Below are 19644 nucleotides of genomic sequence, written 5' to 3'. Positions count from 1 at the left end.
AGCCGTACTCATGTTTAAAGCGGGCGCTTGCCTCAGCACCCGCTTTAAATAGAGTAAACTCGTCAACCAGAAGCGTCGGACGCCTCGCTCAGCTTCAATGCGTATGCGCCGCTCTCTTCACTTCTACGCAGCGCGAAGGCTTGGGGAACAGCTTATCCGGATTGCACAGATTATGGGGATTGAACACCCGCATGATCTCCACTTGGGCATCGATCTCTTCTTGTGTGAAGATTTTGGGCATGTCATGCTGCTTCTCGATTCCTACCCCATGCTCGCCTGTTATGGTGCCTCCCACGTCGGCGCACACTTGCAGCACTTCCGAGCCGACCTTCACGGCCAGCTCCGTTTCTCCCGGGTTGGCTGAATTAAACAAAATAAGCGGGTGCAGGTTTCCATCTCCGGCGTGGAATACATTGGCGATACGCAGCCCGGATCTCCTGCTGATATCCGAAATCCGCCGCAGCACTTCCGGCAGCCGGCTGCGGGGAATGACCCCGTCCTGCACCATGTAATCCGGGGAGATTTTCCCCATCGCTCCAAATGCCGTTTTGCGGTTGGCCCACCAAAGCGTTCTTTCCTTGTCCGATTGCGCCACCCGCACTTCACGGACGTGATATTGCCTGCAAATGTCGACAATCTGCTCCGCCATCGCTTCCATACCGGCGGTAAGGCCATCCAATTCAATCAGGAGCACGGCCGCCAGATCCTTCGGGTAGCCGACAGGGTAATTTCCCGCTTCCACCCCTTCAATGGCGACGCGGTCCATCATTTCGAGCGCTCCGGGGATGATACCGCTTGCAATGACAGCGGAGACCGTCTGGCTCGCATCGTCCACCGAATCATACAGGGCAACCACGGTTTTGACGCCCTGCGGCTTCTTGAGAATCCGGACGACGATCTTGGTGACGATGCCCATTGTGCCTTCCGAGCCTACGATTAAGCCCGTGAGATCATAGCCGGGCATGTCGGGTACTGCTCCGCCTAACGTTACAATTTCACCGTCGGGCATGACCATTTCAACACCGAGGACATGGTTGCTGGTGACCCCGTATTTCAGACAATGCGGCCCGCCGGCATTCTCCCCTACGTTTCCGCCAATCGTACAGGACATGCCGCTTGAGGGATCCGGAGCATAATAATAGCCTTCATGCGCTATGGCATTCGTTAGCTTCAAATTGACATGTCCCGGCTCCACCACCGCCGTCCGGTTCTTGAAATCCACGCTCAACAGCCGGTTCATCTTAACGAGGCTGATCAATACCTCGCCGTTTATGGGCGTAGCCCCTCCGGAGAGCCCTGTTCCGGCACCGCGGGGAATAAACGGAATCCCGTTATCGTGAAGCAATTTCACTACGGCAGCAACCTGTTGGGTATTATTAGGAAAAACGACGGCCCGCGGACGGGCGCGAACAATCGTAAATCCGTCACATTCATAAGCAATAAGATCATCCGGTTTATGGATCACTTCCTTGGGACCTACGATTCTCTGCAGTTCGGCAACTAATTGTTCCTGGTTCATGTTCCCGTCCTCTTTTCCGCCTCATATGCCCGATCCAAAAGGGTAATCGTATGCACAACTTCCTGATCCATGGCCTTCCGGTGAACACCTACGGACATCTGCATCATACAGCCCGGGTTGCCCATAACAAGGCATGCGGCCTCCGGAGGGACATTGGCCATTTTTTTCTCCAGGATAGGTTCAGCCATGTCTGGATGGGTCAGGTTGTAAATCCCCGCAGACCCGCAGCACACATCGGAATCCCGCATTTCGATCAGCTCCACTCCCGGAATGGAACGCAGCAGCTGGCGCGGTTGGGTTCGAACCTTTTGGGCATGGGCGAGATGGCATGCGTCATGATAGGTAACCTTTGCGTCTATTTTACCCTTTGGTGGTTCAAAACCGACCTCTACCAGAAATTCAGCGATGTCCCGGACTTTGCTTACAAACTGCCCGGCTTTGCTGGCATACTCCTGATCGCTGTGCATCAATTCTTCATACTCTTTCAACGTCGCGCCGCAGCCGGCCGCATTAATAATGATATAATCCACTCCGGCTTTCAGGAAAGCGTCGATGTTCTGCTTAGCCATCATCTTGGCCGTAGGCCGTTCCCCCGCGTGTACCTGAAGGGCTCCGCAGCAGGTCTGGTCCTGGGGGACCATGACATCAAATCCGTTGCGCGCCAGCACACGAGCCGTGGCCAGATTAATATCGGAATAAAGGACATCCATCACACAGCCGAGGATCAGCCCGACGGTGCCCCGTTTGACTCCGACGGCCGGAAGAAGCGCAGGAAGCGCTTCCCGTGAAGTGCGGGCGGACACCTCCGGCATGACCCTTTCCATGTCCTGCAAATGCTTGGGTAACAGCTTGATGGCTCCGGTACCGCGGACCAGCTTCCGCATTCCGGATTTTTGATAAAATCGGGTCAGTTTGCCCAAGGCTTTCAATCGGCCGGGTTTCGGGAATATGCCCTTCAGAAAAACGCCGCTCACCATCCCTTTCAAGCCTGTCAGAGGCTCAGCCTGGCGGATTTGGCCCCGTGCCTCCTCGATCAAGATCCCCACCTGCACCCCCGATGGACACGCCGTTTCGCAAGCCCGGCAATCCAGACAGCGAAATACAGGATCGATAAAAGATTCATTGATCGCCATGCGCCCCTCGGAGACCGCTTTAATTAAATCCACGCGTCCTCTGGGAGATTGCGCCTCATTGCCTGTTTCCAGATAAGTGGGGCATGCCTGCAAGCACAACCCGCAATGCACACACACGGAATATTTATCTGCACCGGGCGGATCCGGCCACTTGAAATGGTTGTTCACGCTACAGCCCTCCTGCATACCGTCCCGGACTTAGAATGCAAGCCGGATCGACGGTTTGTTTGATGCCTTTCATGATCGAAAGTCCGTTTTGGATCGTACCCCATACTCCAATTTCCTTTTTAAGCGGGGCCTCCCCGTATTCCACGACCAGGTAGCCCCCTCGCTCTTCCGACAGCTCTCTTAACCGCAGCGCTGTCTCAACCAACGCAGAAGGAACCGTTGAACGAAGGCGAATGCGGAGCGTTCCGACACCCAGACTTGCGGCAAATTCCATTGAAACGTTCCGTGCAGACGCCTCCTTCTCGAACAAAGAGAGCCGGTCCGTCATGTCCGGGATCGGACAAGCCGCTCTTAACAGCAAAGAATCGGGCTCCAGCCCCTTCCATCGGGTCCGGTATTGAAGCTCATATGGCTCTACCGGTTCATTCATGAGACGGGTAAATTCAACGGCAGCTCCCAGGGTGCCGGCAAGAGCGCGAATCCGCTCCGCCTGATAACTGGCAGCGCTCCCCACTTCATCACAGCCGATCGCGAGCTCATACCCTCCTGCCGCAGGATTGGATGACAGCTCCAGACGGCTTGGAATACATTCCGAGGCGAGCACCAAAGCGGCAAGTTCAGTCAGCTCTTTCAGACGATCACTTTGTGCTATGAGTATCTCCTTGTGCTTCGGATAGGGGCGTACCCTCAAGGTAATTTCACTTATGAAGCCTAAAGATCCATATGAGCCGACAAACAATTTGTTCATGTCATAACCCGCGACATTCTTCACCACCTTGCCCCCCGTGCGAATCACGTTTCCGTTCGGGTATACCACTCGGAGACCAAGCACATTGTCCCGCCAGGATCCGTATAATATTCTTTCCGGACCGCTCGCGGCCGTCGCCACGAGCCCTCCAACCGTTGAATCATCTGCGGCAGGCGGCTGGATGGGAATGAATTGGCTGTGCTCTCTAAGATAAGTCTGAATTTCGGAATAAGGAGTCCCTGCCCGTACGGTGATCGTAAGATCCCCCGCCGAATGCTCTACAATCCCTGTAAGCTGCCTGGAGGATAGCAAAAAATCCACTCTCCGCGGATTCTCTCCAATGTGCAGCTGGTTCCCGCTGCCCATGGGAATCACGGCAAGCCCCCTGCCGCTGGCGTGGCGCAAAATCCCGGCTGCCTCGTCTTCACTACAGGGCTCGGCAACCGGGATGTCCGCATTCTCCGGCTGTCCCAGACTCTTGATCATTTGATCCGTACACTTGGTCAACCTGCACGATTCTATCAACTGCTGTACATCGAAATTCGTCATCCGATCCCTCACCTTTGCATAAACTGGTTCTTTTGCTTGGATAAGTCAAAGTAAAGCGGCCGGGACAAACCAAAGCAGCCTCGGCCCTTTTCTATTGACCATGAATCACAACAATCATGTTTACTATATTCTATGGTTCACAAGAGCAAAAAAGACCCATAACAGGCGTCCTTGAAGCGATCGGATCATAGCCATGCCGATGAGCCTTACTTTGTAAATGGGGGTAAGCGATACCGGTTTGTGAAAAAAATACAAACAAAAAGACAGTCAAATACCGACTGTCCATTTGTCTTTTTAAGTTTTGATTCGACCCTTATTGTACGTTCTGCTTTAAGCAGCTGATCATGGCAGGATGCACCTTCCCGTTGCTGCAGATGATATGTTGAACAGACAGGCCAAACTCGCCTCCTCCGATGTCGGTCACCATGCCGCCGGCCTCCCTCACAAGTACGACACCTCCAGCCAAATCCCAGGCATTTAAGCCGTACTGCCAGAATGCCCCGAGTCTGCCGCAGGCCACATAAGCCATATGTAAAGCGGCCGAGCCAAGCACCCGAATTCCCCGGAATTGCTTGCCGAAGGAGGCTAAGCTAGGAATATTCAGCTCCCTGTACGCCGGCATAAACCCGGTGGCGATTACGCATTCAGCGGCATGTTCCGCTGCCGATACCTTTATCGGATTACCGTTAAGATAGGCCCCTTTGCCTTGTTCTGCCCAGAACAATTCATCCCGGCTTGGATCATATACGACACCGAGTACAAGCTCCCCTTTGCAAGCCAGCCCAATGGAAACTGTAAACCCCGGAATCCCATGTACAAAATTTGTCGTTCCGTCGATCGGATCTACAATCCATAAGAATGGAACGTCAACCGCCGCTTCAAGAACTTCGTGCAGAGGACGGGAGGAATGGTAGGTCTCTTCTTCGCCAAGAAAAGCGTGATCGGGATAGGCCTCCAATATAGAAGCACGGATCAGCTGCTCCGCTTTTTTATCAAATTCGGTCACCACATCAAAGCTTGAGCTTTTCTCTTCTGCGGCCAGTTCACCTCCCGCTCGGGAACGAATCATTCTGCCTGCTTCTTTTGCCGCCTTGCAAGCGATTTCTAAATAACTCATGTCTGCTTCTCTCCCATTCTGATTGTTTATATTAGAGATCTTGCTCCATCAATATAAATTTCTGTACCGGAGATATAAGCCGCTTGCTCCGAAGCCAGAAAGGTAACCAGATCAGCAATTTGACCGGCATGGCCTATGCCAAAAGGGTATTTACCCTCAGGGTACTCCACGGGGATAATGACTTTCGAAAGCTCGTCTGATCGAACCAAATGATCATTCAAACCGGTCTCAACAGCACCCGGGCTAATGACATTCACACGAATTTTGTAGCGTGCCAATTCCAATGCGGCCGTTTTGGCGAAAGCCGTCAATGCGGCCTTGGAAGTGGAATAGACCGACATCCCGTAGCTGTTAAAAATACGGTTGCCGTGTATGGAGCTCGTTACAATAATGCATCCCCCATTGTCTTTCATGAAGGGGATCGCGTATTTCACTGTCAAAAAAGCTCCCTTTACATTGACCGTCATAATTCGATCCCATTCTTCCTCGGGCATATCTTCTATCGGAGTAAGCAGACCTACAACGCCGGCATTGGAAAACAAAATGTCAAGTTGTTTTCCCCACTGCTGAAATTGATGGAACGCCGACTTCATGCTGACATGGTCTGTAACATCAGCCGTTACGGCGATCACATTGCATTTTAACCTTTCCAGCTCTTCTTTTACCTGGTTCAATCCCTCTTCCTGAATATCAACCAGACAAACGTTAGCTCCATGACGGGCTAATTGGATAGCCGATGCACGACCGATACCTGAAGCAGCTCCAGTGACGAAGGCTGTTTTTCCATGGAGTGATGTCACCGATGATTCCCCCCTAAATCATCCATTTATTGATCCTTCGGCTTTCCGCCGCATGTACGCCGGACTACCAATGAAACCGGAAGCGTGATCTCACATCCAAGTCCCCTATATCCGTAGAATTTTAGCACTATTTGGCACTTTCGTCCACATATGAATAAAGCCCTAGAACTCTCCTGCTTGGGAGATTCAAGGGCTGATAACGAAAGTGACAAGCTGTTGTTCAAACGATTGTTTTTATTGACTTGCCGCTGATTGCGTTTTCTCTCTTACATAGCGGCTAGCGGAGGCTCCGGCTGCTTTACCAAAAACGGCGCCTGACATTAATCCTGATCCTCCGGGATAATTATCATAGAATAATCCCCCCACCATTTCACCTGCGGCATAGAGACCCGGAATAGGCGTACCCTCTTTGCCGAGAACTTCTCCATGCGTATTCACATGGATACCGCCAAAGGTAAACGTAATCCCGCAAGTAACCGGATAAGCATAGAAGGGTCCTTCTTCCAGCCGCAGCGCCCAGTTCGATTTAGGCGGTGTAATTCCGGCCGTACCTTTCCCATCTTTCACGGTAGGATTGTAGGCGCCTTCCTGCACAGCTTGATTGAACTCCCGGATCGTTTGTAAGAATTGCGTCTTATCTACTTCAAGCATGTCCGCTAATTCTTCGATCGTATCCGCTTTTACAAACGTGGCTTCCTCGATCAGATACTCCTTGCGGAGCAGAGGATACACCTGGGCATCGAAAATTTGATAAGCCATGCCGCCCGGCTGCTTTAAAACTTCCCGTCCATATTTGGCGTACGTATAATTCCGGAAATCGGCACCCTCGTCGACAAATCTCTTTCCCTCTTTGTTGATCAGGAGGCCAAGCGGAAAAGAGGACTTTTTGTAAATGTCCCCCGGCTTGGAAAAATCGCCTACCTCCGGTGCTTTGCAGTCTGTTCCGATGGAATGGCATCCAGCCCAATCGCCGTAAGGCTGTGCTCCGATATCCAACGCCATCATAAGCCCATCCCCGGTGTTATACTCGGTACCTCTTACAATCGCAGCGTTCCATTCGGAACCAAGATGCCTGGCGCGCATTGTTTTATTCGCCTCAAAACCGCCGCAAGCCAAAATAACGCTTCCCGTACGTACGGTCACGACTCCGTCCGGCTGTTCAATTTGAATCGCCGTAATTTGATTGTTTTCCTCCACCAGCTTGACGGCTCGAGACTGATACCAGATATCAATTCCCAGTTCTTCTGCACGTTTATTCAATTGTTCAATGAGCCCGACCCCTTTATTTTGCGTTTTAAGAGGAAGGTTGCCCCAGAAGGTCAGTATCCCATCCTTCTCAAAGGATTGGTTCTCATTGAGCTCAAAGATCACTCCATTGCGCTGCATCCATTTGACCACCTGAGTGGATTGTCCCGTCATGTATTTCGCTAATTGAGGATCGCTTTTGCCGCCGGTTACCCTCATCAGATCATTGTAAAAATCTTCTGCATGATAGATAGGGATCTGAATTCTAGCGGCTTCTTCATCCGTCATTTCCGGGATAATTTCCCGGATATCATCCAGATTTTGAAAGGCAGTCCTTATAGCGCCGTCCGTAAAAAAGGAATTTCCGCCGCGCTTATGCTGCGGCCCTCTTTCCAGGATTAAGACATTGGCGCCTTCCTCTTTAGCGGATATCCCGGCACAGAGTGCCGCATTGCCTGCGCCTACAACAACCACATCATACTGTAAAGGATATTCATTCGACATGATTCCTACCTCCGGGGACTTTTTTGGGGTAAAGATGTGCAAGGTGATAATCACCTTGTTTATAGTCTATATCAATCGTCATCATAAATATAATATTCATATTTTATGAAATGTAATAAGTTTTATTTATACTTTTATGGCGAATAGGTATTATTTTTCCATACCTATCGCTGTTAATAACTCCTTAATTTGCGCTTCCTGTTTTTCCAGGAATGCTTTAAAGTCAGCCGGGTTCTTATAATCGCCCTCCCAATTGTTGGCTTTAAGCTCTCTTTGCCAAGCTTCCGATTGGACCATCTCTTTGAGCTTCGCTTCCCAATAGTCAAAGGCATCCTTACCCATCTCCTTGGGACCGAACACGCCTCTCCATATGTTAAATTCAGCATCTACCCCCTGCTCTTTCATTGTCGGTGCGTCCTTCAACTCTCCGCCTAAACGGGACGGCGAGGCTACCGCCAGCACCCGGATTTTACCCGCTTTCAGGTAATCCCCCAGACTGGAAGCGTCCGTACTAAGCACATCCGCATGGCCGCCCAATAGAGCCGTCATCGATTCACCCGTGCCATCGTAAGAAACGTACTTGATTTTCTTCGCATCGATGCCGCTTTTCAATGCGGGAAGCACAGACACCATATGGTACATGGACCCCGGAGCGGAACCTCCTGCAAACGTGACTTGGGATGGATCAGCCTTTAACACATCGATCAGCGATTTCAAATCCTTGAATTTGGAATCGGCGTTCACCACGATCGCCCCGTAGTCTTTAATCAACTGCGCCAGAGGCGTCGTATCCCTGTAACCGAAAGGACTGTTTCCTTCTTTCTTCAGATGATTGAGCAGGATTGGAGGCGAGCTGATAAAAAGCTTGTAATTGTTCTTTTTATCCTTCGTCGCATAGTCTGCCAAAAACACCGCTCCGCCGCCGCCCGGCTTGTTCTCCACCGTCATGGACTTGCTGATTAATTTGGTTTCGGTTAATACTTTGGCCGTCACCCTTGCCGTTCTGTCCCAACCGCCTCCCGGTCCGGAAGGAGCAATCATGGTTATCGGCTTTTCGGGATAGCTGGATGCTTTGCTCGCCTGTACCGGCCCCGAATGTACAATCTGCACTTTCGGTTCCGATGAATTGCCGCAAGCGGCTAAACCAAGAGTAAGCAATCCCGACAGCATGACCTTCCAAACCTTAATTGATAGCGCTTTCAATAACATTGTAAGAATACCCTCCTTACATCATTTTTTTGTGCTTGTGAAACTGCGGCCGAACGCAACCTGCTCCCGTTTCAATCATCAGGAAATGTTACCTCCCCCATGCAGCTGGTTGCTTTTCCGCGTAAGGGTATTGTAATATAATCCCATTGATAACAAAAATATTTAATTCTTATCATTATCCATAAGTTTTATTTAAAAAGGAGCCCTCAAATGGATGAAAAAGACTTTTTACTGCTAAAAACGCTGTATATGGAAAAAAATATCAGCAGAACCGCTGAAATCCTGTATATTTCCCAGCCGGCCATTACGTATCGGATTCAAAATCTGGAAAAATATTTTAATACCCCCATCATCTCTAGAGGAAAGAAAGGTGTGGAATTTACTGCCGAGGGGGAATGTCTTGTCAAGCTGGCCGATCAAATTTTGCATGAAATCCGAAAAACAAAAGAGAAAATACAAAACATGGGCCATCAGGTTCAAGGTACGCTGAGGCTGGGTGTTTCAAGCAATTTCGCACGATATCGCCTGCCCGCTTTGCTCAAACGATTTGTAAAGCTTTACCCGGATGTTGAAATTATAGTAAAAACCGGATGGAGCACGGAAGTCATGAATTATTTGTATAAGGATGAAGTCCACATCGGCATTGTACGCGGGGATCATCATTGGCATGAGCACCATTATTTTTTATACGAAGAACCCGTTACCATAGCTTCAAAAGAGCCTATCCATCTGGAGGACCTGCCGACTTTAGCAAGAATCAACTACAAAACGGACAGCCATCTCAAGCAAACCATCGATCATTGGTGGCACAAAACCTTTCATCACCCCCCTCTGATCACCATGGATGTCGACCGAATCGATACCTGTGTCGAGCTCGTCAAGAATGGATTGGGTTATGCTATCATTCCCAGCATCAGTCTCAGCGAAATCGATTCCTTGCACACCATTGACCTATACTCCGAAGAGAACCAGCCCATCTCCCGGAAAACCTGGATGACCCATCGTCATGCGGCTTTGGAGCTGTCCGTGGTGAAAGCTTTTGTTGATTTTATGAAAAGTCAATATAACCAGGAGACACCCAGGTAACGCCCTCGCCTTTGTAAATGAAAGATATAGTATACATAGCACGCATTTCCTCCGAAGGGACCATGTTATATAATATTGATATGCGCATGTCCCCCGCCCGGGACTTCTCTCCGGGATGAAATCGAATGATAGGAGATCGAATGCCTAATGGAAATAACCGACATTTTAACCGACCTGATTGATGAGGATACCGATCAGCCCAGATATCAATTTGACGAAGAAGCACTGCAGGAATTAATGAAAAGCATTGAAGAGCTTGGCCTGCTGTCACCCATTAAAGTCAGAGCCACGGGTAACGGCCGCTATAAAATCATATACGGGAACCGTAGATACAAAGCCTGCAAAATGCTGGGGCGCCCTACGATCCCTTGTCTTGTCTCTACCGTAACGGATGAAACGGAAATTTATCTGGAACAAATTGCGGAAAATTTGACGAGAGAAGGTTTCTCCCCCATTGAAGAAGCCGAGGCGTTCAACAAGCTTCTTCACGATCCTAAGTTCAGCAGCTCGATCAAATATCTGTCCAGCAAGCTTGGCAAGCCGGAAGCCTACATCAAAAACAAGTGTGATCTGCTGAAGTTCGGCATGGCCGTAAAAAAGCTCATCGTGAGCGGAACGGAAATCCGAAAAGACAAACTGACGGAAGATCAGCTGCTGCCCATTAAAGATTTGCCGATCGAGTACCGGGATCCGCTCGCCTTGATTATCGCCAGAGACGAGATGCCTGTGAGTGATGTCAAAAAGATCGCCCGATTATTTAAGGATAAAAGTATCTCTTCAGCAACGAAAGACAAGCTATTGTACAAAACAGGGCCCGCATTGCTTGAAACCTGGTCCATATATGAACAAAATAAAGCGGAAAGGGAAAAGAGCGCCGTACCGAAGACGACGAAGAACGCGCCCCGGAAAAAGGATACGAAGCCGGATAAGAATGAACAACAAGAACAACGGTCGGCAGCACCGATAGAGGATCAGCTGCAGCGATTACTCGCCTCCCTTCTAGCCCATACTCCGGTGCCCGCAGACAACATGGACATCAATACAAACCATAAGGACGTTTTTTTGAAGGACGTCGATCAGCTGATCGACAACCTTGAGAAGCATCTGGCAGAATGGAAAAACATCAGGGACCGGGTTAAAAAATCGATCCAAATTTTCTAATAATTATTAAAAAACATAGAACCCGGGCTAAAATCAGACAACGGCTTCGAACCCTTTGAGGACCGTCGGGAGCTGTTCCGGCCTTATTGTTTTGAGCGTGTACGGTGACTTCCCCGGTCGGATAAACATCCCTGAACACGCCATGCCGTCACAGCAGGCGATCCCAAAAAGGAATAGGAGGTTGTTTGAATACGATGAAGAAAAGTTCCGTCATTGCCGCATTAATCGGTGGTTTCCTTGGCCTTACGGCCATGGCGATGCCGGCCGGTGCAGCAGCGCTGGAGAAGGGCACGCAAAGCGAGCATGTCCTCGACTTGCAGCTGCGGCTTAGTACGCTTGGCTACTTTCAGGCCGGCGCAACCGGCTACTATGGATCGATTACATACGAAGCGGTAAAAAAATTTCAAAAACAGTCCGGCTTGCCTGTTAGCGGTACGGCCGATTCCAAGACCTTATCGCTATTGAAACAATCGGCCGCTCCAAAGCAAAATGTATTGGAGCAATTGGCACGATTGATCCATGCCGAGGCCAGAGGCGAATCGCTTCAGGGCCAAATTGCCGTAGGCGCGGTCGTCCTCAATCGGGTGCAGTCCAATGCATTTCCCGATTCCATTACGGAGGTCATTTTTCAACCGGGTCAATTCTCCGCCATTCTGGACGGACAGTACAACCTGACGCCGGGACCTTCCGCCTACCAGGCGGCCAGGGCCGCTTTAAACGGATCGGATCCGACGAACGGAGCTCTCTTTTACTACAATCCCAAGATTGCAACATCGGCCTGGAGCAAGAGCCGTCCGATAAAAGTCCGTATCGACCAGCACGTGTTTACTCTTTAAGTATCCCCCCGGCACTCCTGCATATCTCCTACACGCTCAATAAGAAACCCTCTAACGAGGCCATTCATGGATAACCGACAAAGCAGGTTTTATTTTGTGAAAAGAAAGAAGCTCTTGCATCCCGCATGAGCTTCTTATTTCCAAACCCGTTTCAGCTGAAAGGCTTCTTGCAAATACCCCCAGACTGCAATGGGACTTGTCAGCATTTGATATCCCAACACAAATAGAACAAAGCCCAACTTGTTTTTCCGGATCCGAAGACCTAACGACTTAAAGACATTTTTCTGAAATTGATACAGAACGAAATAACTCAAAAGCGTGATCGGAAGGACGAGAAGCGTCAGAGGCCCGACGATCCAAAACACGCCGAAAAAGCACAAAATGAGTCCGGGAATCCAAAAGAAAGTGTAAGATACATCAATAAAGGGCATGACAAAATTGATCCCCGTTAAAAATTTCGCAAACACGTTGGGCTGCTGCCAAGGCTTTACCGTTTTAAGCCCTTCGATCATTCCGCGGGCCCACCTGCTGCGTTGTTTGGCAAAATGGTCCAACGAGACGGGAACCGTTGTAAATGCTACCGCTAAAGGTTCAAAGTATACCTTATAGCCGGCCTTCAGGCATTTCCAGGTCAGCACGATATCCTCTCCGATCACGTCCGGCCATCCTCCGATTTCCTTGACCACTTCGGTTTTATACAAGCTAAACGCCCCTTGTGCTACCAGCGTCTGTTGATAGAGACCTTGAAGCCTTTTTACAGAAGAAATGGCCAAAAAGTAATCCCATTCCTGCAGCTTTGACAGCATATTGTCTCTGCTGTTCCGAACCAATACCGTTCCCGCGACGGCACAAACCTCTTTTGGGGCAGAAAGCATTCGGCTCACAATAAACCGGAGAGCCGTTTTATGCAGCAAGGTATCCGCATCCAGCGTAACCATATATGGAGTGTTAACATACTTTAGCCCTTTATTTAGAGCATGGTGTTTGCCCTTATTCCATTCAGGGATGATTTGCAGCGAAAGGCCGAATTCCTTTGCGGCATCTTGGGCTGCTTGCACCGTACGGTCCGTGGAATGATTATCGACAAGAAGAACGTGGATGCTTCCCTCATAATCCTGGCAACTGATCTGCCTTAACGTATCTCGTATTCCTTTCTCTTCATTGTGAGCTGTAATCAGAACCGTAATATCGTTTGCCGGATACTGATGTTTAAAAGGCGGTTGTCTATCCAAAAGAAGACTTGAAACCAAGAAACTGTTCATATAGCCGGGAATATAGGCAATGCCGGCAATGATCAGGATCGCCGCCGGGATACTCACGATCTGTCCTAATTCCATAATCCATCGTTGAGAAATCCAAATGGAGAAGAACAACCACCCCAATGAAAAGAGATGACTAAGTATGAACTTTGCTAAAACAGAAATATATAGGTTTCGATTCTCCAGCCTCTTATTCATCTAGTTATCCAATCCTGTGACTGTATGACTGTGAATCATGACGAGCCATGCGAAAGATATGATTTATAAGATTAACTTTTAATCTAATTAACTATTAATGTATCGTAATTTCTTGAAAAAGGCAATAAAAAAAGCCGTATTTCTACGACTTTTCCGTGTCTTTTAAGCGGTCGTCTTTGAAGCAGCCTTCCTTTGCCAGCCCACCCGCCGCTGCAGGTAACCCAGAAGAAAATCGGCCAACAGGGCAAGCGCGGCCGCCGGAATAGCTCCTGCGTAGAGACGGGCTGAATTATCCATATTGATGCCGGAATAAATTTCACGTCCAAGACCTTCTCCCCCGATCAACGGGGCGATCGTTGCGACGCCGATCGCGATGACGGCTGCCACCCTTATGCCCGTAAACACAAATGGCAGAGCAAGGGGAAACTGCACAAGAACCAGCAGCTGCAAGGGATTCATGCCTACCCCCCGCCCGGCTTCGGTAATCGCCGGGTCCACCTGGGTCAGTCCAACATACGTATTGCGGATTACCGGCAGCAGCGAGTACAGGAACAATCCGATGACCACGGTATTGAATCCGAGCCCGAATACAATCATCAGCAGCACCAGCATAGCCAGGCTTGGAAAAACCTGCACGACATTAGCCGAGGCTAAAATGACACCGGCCAGCTTGGGGACTCTTGCAGCAAGTATACCGAGAGGAACTCCTACCATCAAAGCTAACAGCAAGCCCGATACAACCATCAGAATATGCTGATAAGTGAGTTCAACGAGGTAAAGCCAGTTTTCCCCCACATAGCGAAAAAACAACTCCATACAGCCACCTCTTGTCTTTAGTCCAGCAGTCCGACTTTTTTCAGATATTCTTCGGCTACTTTTCTTTCGTTTCTTTTATTGATGTCGACCTCATAATTCAACTCGATCATCGTTTGCACATCTATCTTACCCGCCAGCAGACTCATGATTTCATTCAACTCCGGATGCCTGGCGAGAACATCGTTACGGATCACCGGCGCCGCATCGTAAGGAGGGAAAAACTGCTTGTCGTCTTGAAGTGATTTCAGATGGTATTCCTTGATGCGGGGATCGGTGGAATATGCCAGCACGATATCCACATTCTTATTCGCCACCGCCTTGTAAACCAGCGCCACTTCCATAGGAATCGTTCTGCCGAAGGTGATCCCGTAATGCTTGCGAAATGCGGGATAACCGTCGCTTTCCCGCTCCAGCCAGGTCGTATCTACACCAAGGGACATATTGGCGGCTATAGGCGCTACGTCGGAAATCGTGTCGAGTCGGTTTTGTTCCGCTACGTCCTCCCTTACGGTAAAGGCATACGTGTTCTCAAAGCCGTACGGATCAAACCAATGTAAGCCGTAATACTTGTCAAAGCCTTCTTTGGCCTGCCGGAACACGCGTTCGCGGTCCTTGTCGGGCTCAACCGGAAAATAACGATCAAAGATCATGCCCGTATACAGCACGGCCATTTGGATATCGTTGTTTATTAACGCCTGGGTGACAACGCCGCTGGATGCCAGATCGGGTAATACATCGACCTTGAGGCCAGTCCTGTCCTCGATCATAAGCTTATGCATTTGCGCTAATATCTTGGGCTCCGAATAGGTCTGAGTGCCGATGATAATCCTGTCTTCGTTCCCGCATCCCGAAAGCGGAAAAATGAGGAAGACGGCAAGGATGGTTAGGCATAACGAAGAAGCAAATTTCTGCCGGATCATTGGTTTTCCCCCTGGGCTGCCGTATGGGTGTTGGCTGTAACCCGCTTTTCTGCAAGGCTCAGGAAAAAGTCCGCAACCAACGCCAAAATAACCGCCAGAACAGCACCTGTAAAAATAAGCTCTTTCTTGTTGGTCCCCATGCCGGCAAATATTAATTGCCCCAGCCCTCCGGCGCCGATCAGTGTCGCCAATGTAGCCCAACTGATAATGTAGACCGTCGTTACCCGAATCCCTGACATAATATAAGGAAAAGCAAGCGGCAGTTGAATCTGGATTAACATCTGCCTTCGGTTGTAACCCATTCCTTTGGCAGCCTCCAGAAGATTCGGATCGACAGATTGAAAACCGGAATAGGTATTACGCAGAATCGGCATGAGTGAATACAGGAACAGCGCAAAAACGGCGGGTGTGCGGCCAACTCCCAACAGTGGAATAAGTATGGCCAGCAGGGCCAGACTGGGTATCGTTTGCAATATATTGGCTATGGAGAAGATGATCCCGTTTATCCAGGAAATCTTGTTTGCGGCCAGCCAAATTCCAATGGGAATCGCCACCGCAGCCCCGAGCGCCACCGATACAGCCGAGATCACCAGGTGTTCCTGCAGTGCCCGCAAAATATCTTCCTGACGGTTAAGGACAAATTCAAAATATTGAGCGATCATAGCGTCTCGCCGCCCCTCATCTCCTGAGTGGATTGCTCCCAATGCATATCGGATATCGCAGCCTCAGGCAGCTCCGATTCCGTTGATTCAGCCGGCGCGTACACTTCGGCCAGATGCCGGACAAGGCTTCCCTTGGTAATAAGACCGGCAAAACGTCCGTTGCGGAGCACCGGCACATAGGGCAGCCTGTGTTCGTTCATAAGAGAAATGGCGGCTGTTACCGGCATACCCGATTCCACCACATGCTCAAAAGGGCTCATGACGTCGGCCAACGTGGCGAATTCTTCCCGGTACATGTCCAGCACACTGAAGATCGAAGCATAACCGAGTAAATCGTTGTTCCGGTCTACCACAATCAAAGAATCGACTTTCCGCTTTTCCATCAGCTTGATGGCTTCGGCCAAGCCGCGCGTCGGATATGCGGTTACAGCATTCTCCGTCATGACATCGTCTACTTTAAGCAATTGATCGGCCGTTCCGGTTTGCAGCCTTTTCTTGCCGATGAAATTTCTGACAAAATCATCGGCCGGATGCCGCAGAATTTGTTCGGGCCGTCCCGTCTGCACAACCTCGCCCTCTTTCATCAGAACAATGGTGTCGGCTATTTTAAGCGCTTCATCCATATCATGAGTCACAAAGACGATGGTATGTTTGAAGTCCTGCTGAAGTCTGATGAGCTCATCCTGAAGCTGCTCACGGCTGATCGGGTCCAGCGCGCTGAACGGTTCATCGAGCAATATAATTTCGGGGTTTGCGGCGAGCGCCCGAATGATTCCGATGCGCTGCTGCTGTCCGCCGCTAAGCTCTGCAGGATACCGGTTACGGTAGGTATCAGGGTCAAGATGAACAAGGCGCAAAAGCTCATCCACCCGCTGATCAATGCGGTCTTTATCCCAATGAAGCAATCGGGGAACGACGCCCACATTAGCCGCAATCGTCATATGTGGAAATAAACCGATACTTTGGATGACATAGCCTATACTTCGCCTCAATTGGATCGGGTCAATGCCGGAAATGTCCTTGTTGCGGATCAATACTTTTCCCTGACTCGGATGATTCAGCCTGTTGATCAGCTTCATCAATGTGGTCTTTCCGCAGCCGCTTGGACCGATCAGTACGGTTAATTCGCCCTCTTTGAATTCAAGATTAATGTTTTTCAGAGCCACAAATCCGTCTTCATAGACCTTTCTCACTTTCTCAAAACGAATCATCCCTATTCCCCCCTTTCTAATTTTTTACCCATCTTTCAACGAATTGAAACATTCGAGGCACATTGGAGCATCTCACACCTATGCCCTGCTTAACGTTATATAAAAAAGGACCTCATCCCCGCCTTCAGCGGGATTTGAGGTCCTTTCGTTTTCCTATTCGGGATGTTCCATGCCATGCCAATGCTTGGGGACAGCCCCTTCCGGATACGGTTATCAGCTTTTGGTCTTTAACCTGACCCTGCCCGGTGTCTTGTTCACAAAATAGATGCTGACGAGAATCAGCACTACCCCGCCCAAAAGAGACAAGGTTATCGGCTCGTGAAGAAACAGGCTTCCGGCCAGAATGGCCACGATAGGTATCATAAACGTGTACGAAGACACTTTGCTTGCCTCACCGGAGTCAATGAGTCTAAAGAATACGAGCCAGCCTATCGCGATGACAAAAAGCGAAATAAACAGAAGCGTCAGAATAAAAGCAGGTGTCCAGACAATATCGGTCCAACGCTCTACACTTAAGCCCGCAGCCGTCATGAAGAGCCCGCCTGTGATGAATTGGAGCGTCACCAGCCAGATCGGGTCCACGGCCGAAGCTTTTTTCTTCACATAAACGGTCCCTATCGCCCAACTGAGCGCAGAACCCAGGGCAAACATAATGCCTGTGAAGGAGATATGGCCGGATATACCGCCCGTACTGATGAGTCCCACTCCGGAAAAACCGAGAACAAGGCCCGCCATTTTCAGGCCGTACATCGCTTCCCCCAACCACATCCATGAGAATAGGCCGACAAGGACAGGTTGAAGGAACACAAGCGCAGAGAACAGGCCGGCAGGCAGATAATTCAGCCCGATCGTTTGCAGCCCGTAATACAAAACGACATTAAACAAAGCGGACAGCAAATAGACCGGCCAGGTTTCTTTGAAATGGAGTTTTTTATATCTTGGCAAAGCAATCAGCAGCAGAATAAGACCCGCTAACAACGTTCTGAGTCCCGAGAACAATACCGGCGGTGTGTACAACAACGCAAATTTGGATAACGGCCAATTCACTCCCCAGACAGTAACTAAAAAAATAATGAATAAAACGGTTTGCGTCCGGGAAAGTTTCCCCATGATCATTGTCTCCTCATGATTTAACCCGTCCTACGTACAGAAGGTTGATATGAAATCCAGCTTTAATTATACCCCTTCGATCTCTTTTGACAAAACGGGATATTCCAAGAATTGGACGATGATCGTGGTTTTCAAGCAAGTCCCTGGTATTATCCTCATGATCTCATCGTTTTTCGTTATACTTTGCTTTTGACATATGAAATGTTTACATTCTAATCAATCCGGGAGGTGTCATTGAGATTCGCTCGCATCCCGTTTCCGTAATCAGATAGGTATCTTCGGTGCCGACGACTCCACGGCCGGGAAAAGTAAATTTCGGTTCAACGGCAATCACCATTCCGGGTTGAAGCGGGTACGTGAATTTCTCGGCCAGCACGGGAAATTCATCAAGCTCAAGCCCGATGCCATGTCCCAAAAATTTAGCCCTGTCCGCCTTGAATCCCATGAAGTGATCGACCAGCCCTTCCGCTTCAGCCATCGTTACCGCATCCAGGTAAAGCCGCTCGCAGACGGTTCCGGCCCGCATATTGGTTTCAGTCTGTTTGGCGATTCGCTCGGCGGCATCATAAGCATACTGCAAATCGTCAGGCAATTCCCCGAACACTATGGTTCTCGATTGGTCAATATGATACCCGTCTATACAGCAGCCAACATCGATCAATATGGGAACATTCTTTTCAAATGTTCTGCGGCTTGCTCCGAAGGGAAAGGCTGCACTCAGCCCTTCTCCTCCCGCAGGCCCGTCAAAGGATGTAGGAAATGCCGCAGAAGCTCCCGATACGATAATTCCGGAGGAATTTTGCTGATTATACGCTCTCATCCGCATAAGGCCGATATGCCCCAGCTGTCTCATATCATGCTCTATGCGGCTGATCATCTCAAGCTCCGACATACCGACATGAATGTACGATAAGGAGCGCTCAAGCGCAGTGTGGAGCACCATGGCGGACTCCTTGATTTTGCGGATTTCGTAAGGCGTCTTGATCATTCTGGTCTCGCGGGTCAGCATTGTGCCGTCCACCCATCTGACGCCGGGCAGCGCTTTTTGCAAACGCTGATAATACGATACGGGAAGCACATCAAACTCCGTCGCAAACACAAGCTCCTTGCCGCGATACAGGTCGGGCCGCTCCTGTTCCAACCGGGATTGAAGTTCGGTCAACGACTCCAGCGGCTCCACCCTTCCCGCATATTCGCTGCGGGCGCGGGATACGCTTTTCCGTACAAAGAATGTGGCTTCCCCCTCGGAAGGGATCAGCAAATATCCCGTTTGCATGGAGCCTGCGAAATAATAGAGTCCTACATTATGGGTAATCACAAAGGCATCCACTCCGCGCTGCTTCATGAGCTGCTGCAAGCGCTGCTGCCGGTTTAGCAATTCATCCATCATCCT

17 protein-coding genes are annotated in these 19644 nt (G+C 49.8%); 3 read left to right on the top strand and 14 right to left on the bottom strand.

Features of this window, described 5'->3' with window-relative positions; all coding sequences use genetic code 11:
- Positions 1 to 94: 94 nt before the first annotated feature.
- From IJ22_RS07210 to IJ22_RS07180, 7 genes are all read right to left on the bottom strand, one after another.
- On the bottom strand, positions 95 to 1519 hold the full coding sequence (locus IJ22_RS07210; protein WP_054817218.1) for an FAD-binding oxidoreductase: 1425 nt from the start codon (positions 1517 to 1519) through the stop codon (positions 95 to 97).
- Complete coding sequence (locus tag IJ22_RS07205) at positions 1516 to 2838, bottom strand: (Fe-S)-binding protein (RefSeq protein WP_062408220.1); 1323 nt, start codon at positions 2836 to 2838, stop codon at positions 1516 to 1518. Before IJ22_RS07205 ends, IJ22_RS07210 begins: the two co-directional genes overlap by 4 nt.
- Complete coding sequence (locus IJ22_RS07200) at positions 2822 to 4117, bottom strand: FAD-binding oxidoreductase (protein ID WP_062408217.1); 1296 nt, start codon at positions 4115 to 4117, stop codon at positions 2822 to 2824. Before IJ22_RS07200 ends, IJ22_RS07205 begins: the two co-directional genes overlap by 17 nt.
- A gap of 313 nt (positions 4118 to 4430) precedes the next feature.
- Positions 4431 to 5234: an inositol monophosphatase family protein gene (locus tag IJ22_RS07195; RefSeq protein WP_062408215.1), complete on the bottom strand. Its 804-nt coding sequence runs from the start codon at positions 5232 to 5234 to the stop codon at positions 4431 to 4433.
- A 26-nt stretch (positions 5235 to 5260) separates the two neighbouring features.
- Positions 5261 to 6034, bottom strand: coding sequence for an SDR family NAD(P)-dependent oxidoreductase (locus tag IJ22_RS07190; RefSeq protein ID WP_062408213.1), 774 nt, complete (start codon positions 6032 to 6034; stop codon positions 5261 to 5263).
- Between the two features lie 234 nt (positions 6035 to 6268).
- Positions 6269 to 7783: an FAD-dependent tricarballylate dehydrogenase TcuA gene (tcuA, locus tag IJ22_RS07185; RefSeq protein WP_062408211.1), complete on the bottom strand. Its 1515-nt coding sequence runs from the start codon at positions 7781 to 7783 to the stop codon at positions 6269 to 6271.
- 150 nt (positions 7784 to 7933) lie between these two features.
- A complete protein-coding gene (locus IJ22_RS07180; protein WP_062408209.1) occupies positions 7934 to 8992 on the bottom strand; it encodes a Bug family tripartite tricarboxylate transporter substrate binding protein in 1059 nt (352 codons plus the stop codon).
- Between the two features lie 210 nt (positions 8993 to 9202).
- On the opposite strand from IJ22_RS07180, the gene IJ22_RS07175 reads away from it, so the two are divergent.
- The 3 genes from IJ22_RS07175 (at position 9203) to IJ22_RS07165 (ending at position 12075) form a co-directional block, all read left to right on the top strand.
- Positions 9203 to 10078 (top strand): LysR family transcriptional regulator, encoded by an 876-nt coding sequence (locus IJ22_RS07175; protein ID WP_062408207.1) that lies wholly within the window; start codon positions 9203 to 9205, stop codon positions 10076 to 10078.
- 147 nt (positions 10079 to 10225) lie between these two features.
- A complete protein-coding gene (locus tag IJ22_RS07170; RefSeq protein ID WP_062408205.1) occupies positions 10226 to 11239 on the top strand; it encodes a ParB/RepB/Spo0J family partition protein in 1014 nt (337 codons plus the stop codon).
- Between the two features lie 194 nt (positions 11240 to 11433).
- Positions 11434 to 12075, top strand: a complete 642-nt coding sequence (locus IJ22_RS07165) for a cell wall hydrolase (RefSeq protein ID WP_062408203.1) — start codon at positions 11434 to 11436, stop codon at positions 12073 to 12075.
- A gap of 134 nt (positions 12076 to 12209) precedes the next feature.
- Here IJ22_RS07165 and IJ22_RS07160 read toward each other — a convergent pair whose 3' ends face one another.
- From IJ22_RS07160 to IJ22_RS07130, 7 genes are all read right to left on the bottom strand, one after another.
- Positions 12210 to 13532: a glycosyltransferase family 2 protein gene (locus tag IJ22_RS07160; protein WP_062408201.1), complete on the bottom strand. Its 1323-nt coding sequence runs from the start codon at positions 13530 to 13532 to the stop codon at positions 12210 to 12212.
- 162 nt (positions 13533 to 13694) lie between these two features.
- The gene (locus tag IJ22_RS07155) at positions 13695 to 14348 is read right to left on the bottom strand and encodes an ABC transporter permease (RefSeq protein WP_062408199.1); all 654 of its coding nucleotides are present in this window, start codon (positions 14346 to 14348) and stop codon (positions 13695 to 13697) included.
- A 17-nt stretch (positions 14349 to 14365) separates the two neighbouring features.
- Complete coding sequence (locus IJ22_RS07150; RefSeq protein ID WP_062408197.1) at positions 14366 to 15268, bottom strand: glycine betaine ABC transporter substrate-binding protein; 903 nt, start codon at positions 15266 to 15268, stop codon at positions 14366 to 14368.
- On the bottom strand, positions 15265 to 15930 hold the full coding sequence (locus IJ22_RS07145) for an ABC transporter permease (RefSeq protein ID WP_062408195.1): 666 nt from the start codon (positions 15928 to 15930) through the stop codon (positions 15265 to 15267). Before IJ22_RS07145 ends, IJ22_RS07150 begins: the two co-directional genes overlap by 4 nt.
- Positions 15927 to 17141, bottom strand: a complete 1215-nt coding sequence (locus tag IJ22_RS07140) for a betaine/proline/choline family ABC transporter ATP-binding protein (RefSeq protein WP_062408193.1) — start codon at positions 17139 to 17141, stop codon at positions 15927 to 15929. Before IJ22_RS07140 ends, IJ22_RS07145 begins: the two co-directional genes overlap by 4 nt.
- A 213-nt stretch (positions 17142 to 17354) precedes the next feature.
- The gene (locus IJ22_RS07135; RefSeq protein WP_062408191.1) at positions 17355 to 18251 is read right to left on the bottom strand and encodes a DMT family transporter; all 897 of its coding nucleotides are present in this window, start codon (positions 18249 to 18251) and stop codon (positions 17355 to 17357) included.
- 205 nt (positions 18252 to 18456) lie between these two features.
- Positions 18457 to 19641: a M24 family metallopeptidase gene (locus IJ22_RS07130; RefSeq protein ID WP_335338482.1), complete on the bottom strand. Its 1185-nt coding sequence runs from the start codon at positions 19639 to 19641 to the stop codon at positions 18457 to 18459.
- Positions 19642 to 19644: the final 3 nt, after the last annotated feature.

The sequence above is a fragment of the Paenibacillus naphthalenovorans genome (genome assembly GCF_001465255.1).
In the GTDB taxonomy this organism is placed as follows: Bacteria; Bacillota; Bacilli; order Paenibacillales; family NBRC-103111; genus Paenibacillus_G; species Paenibacillus_G naphthalenovorans.
This window is presented reverse-complemented; position numbering and strand designations above follow the sequence as displayed.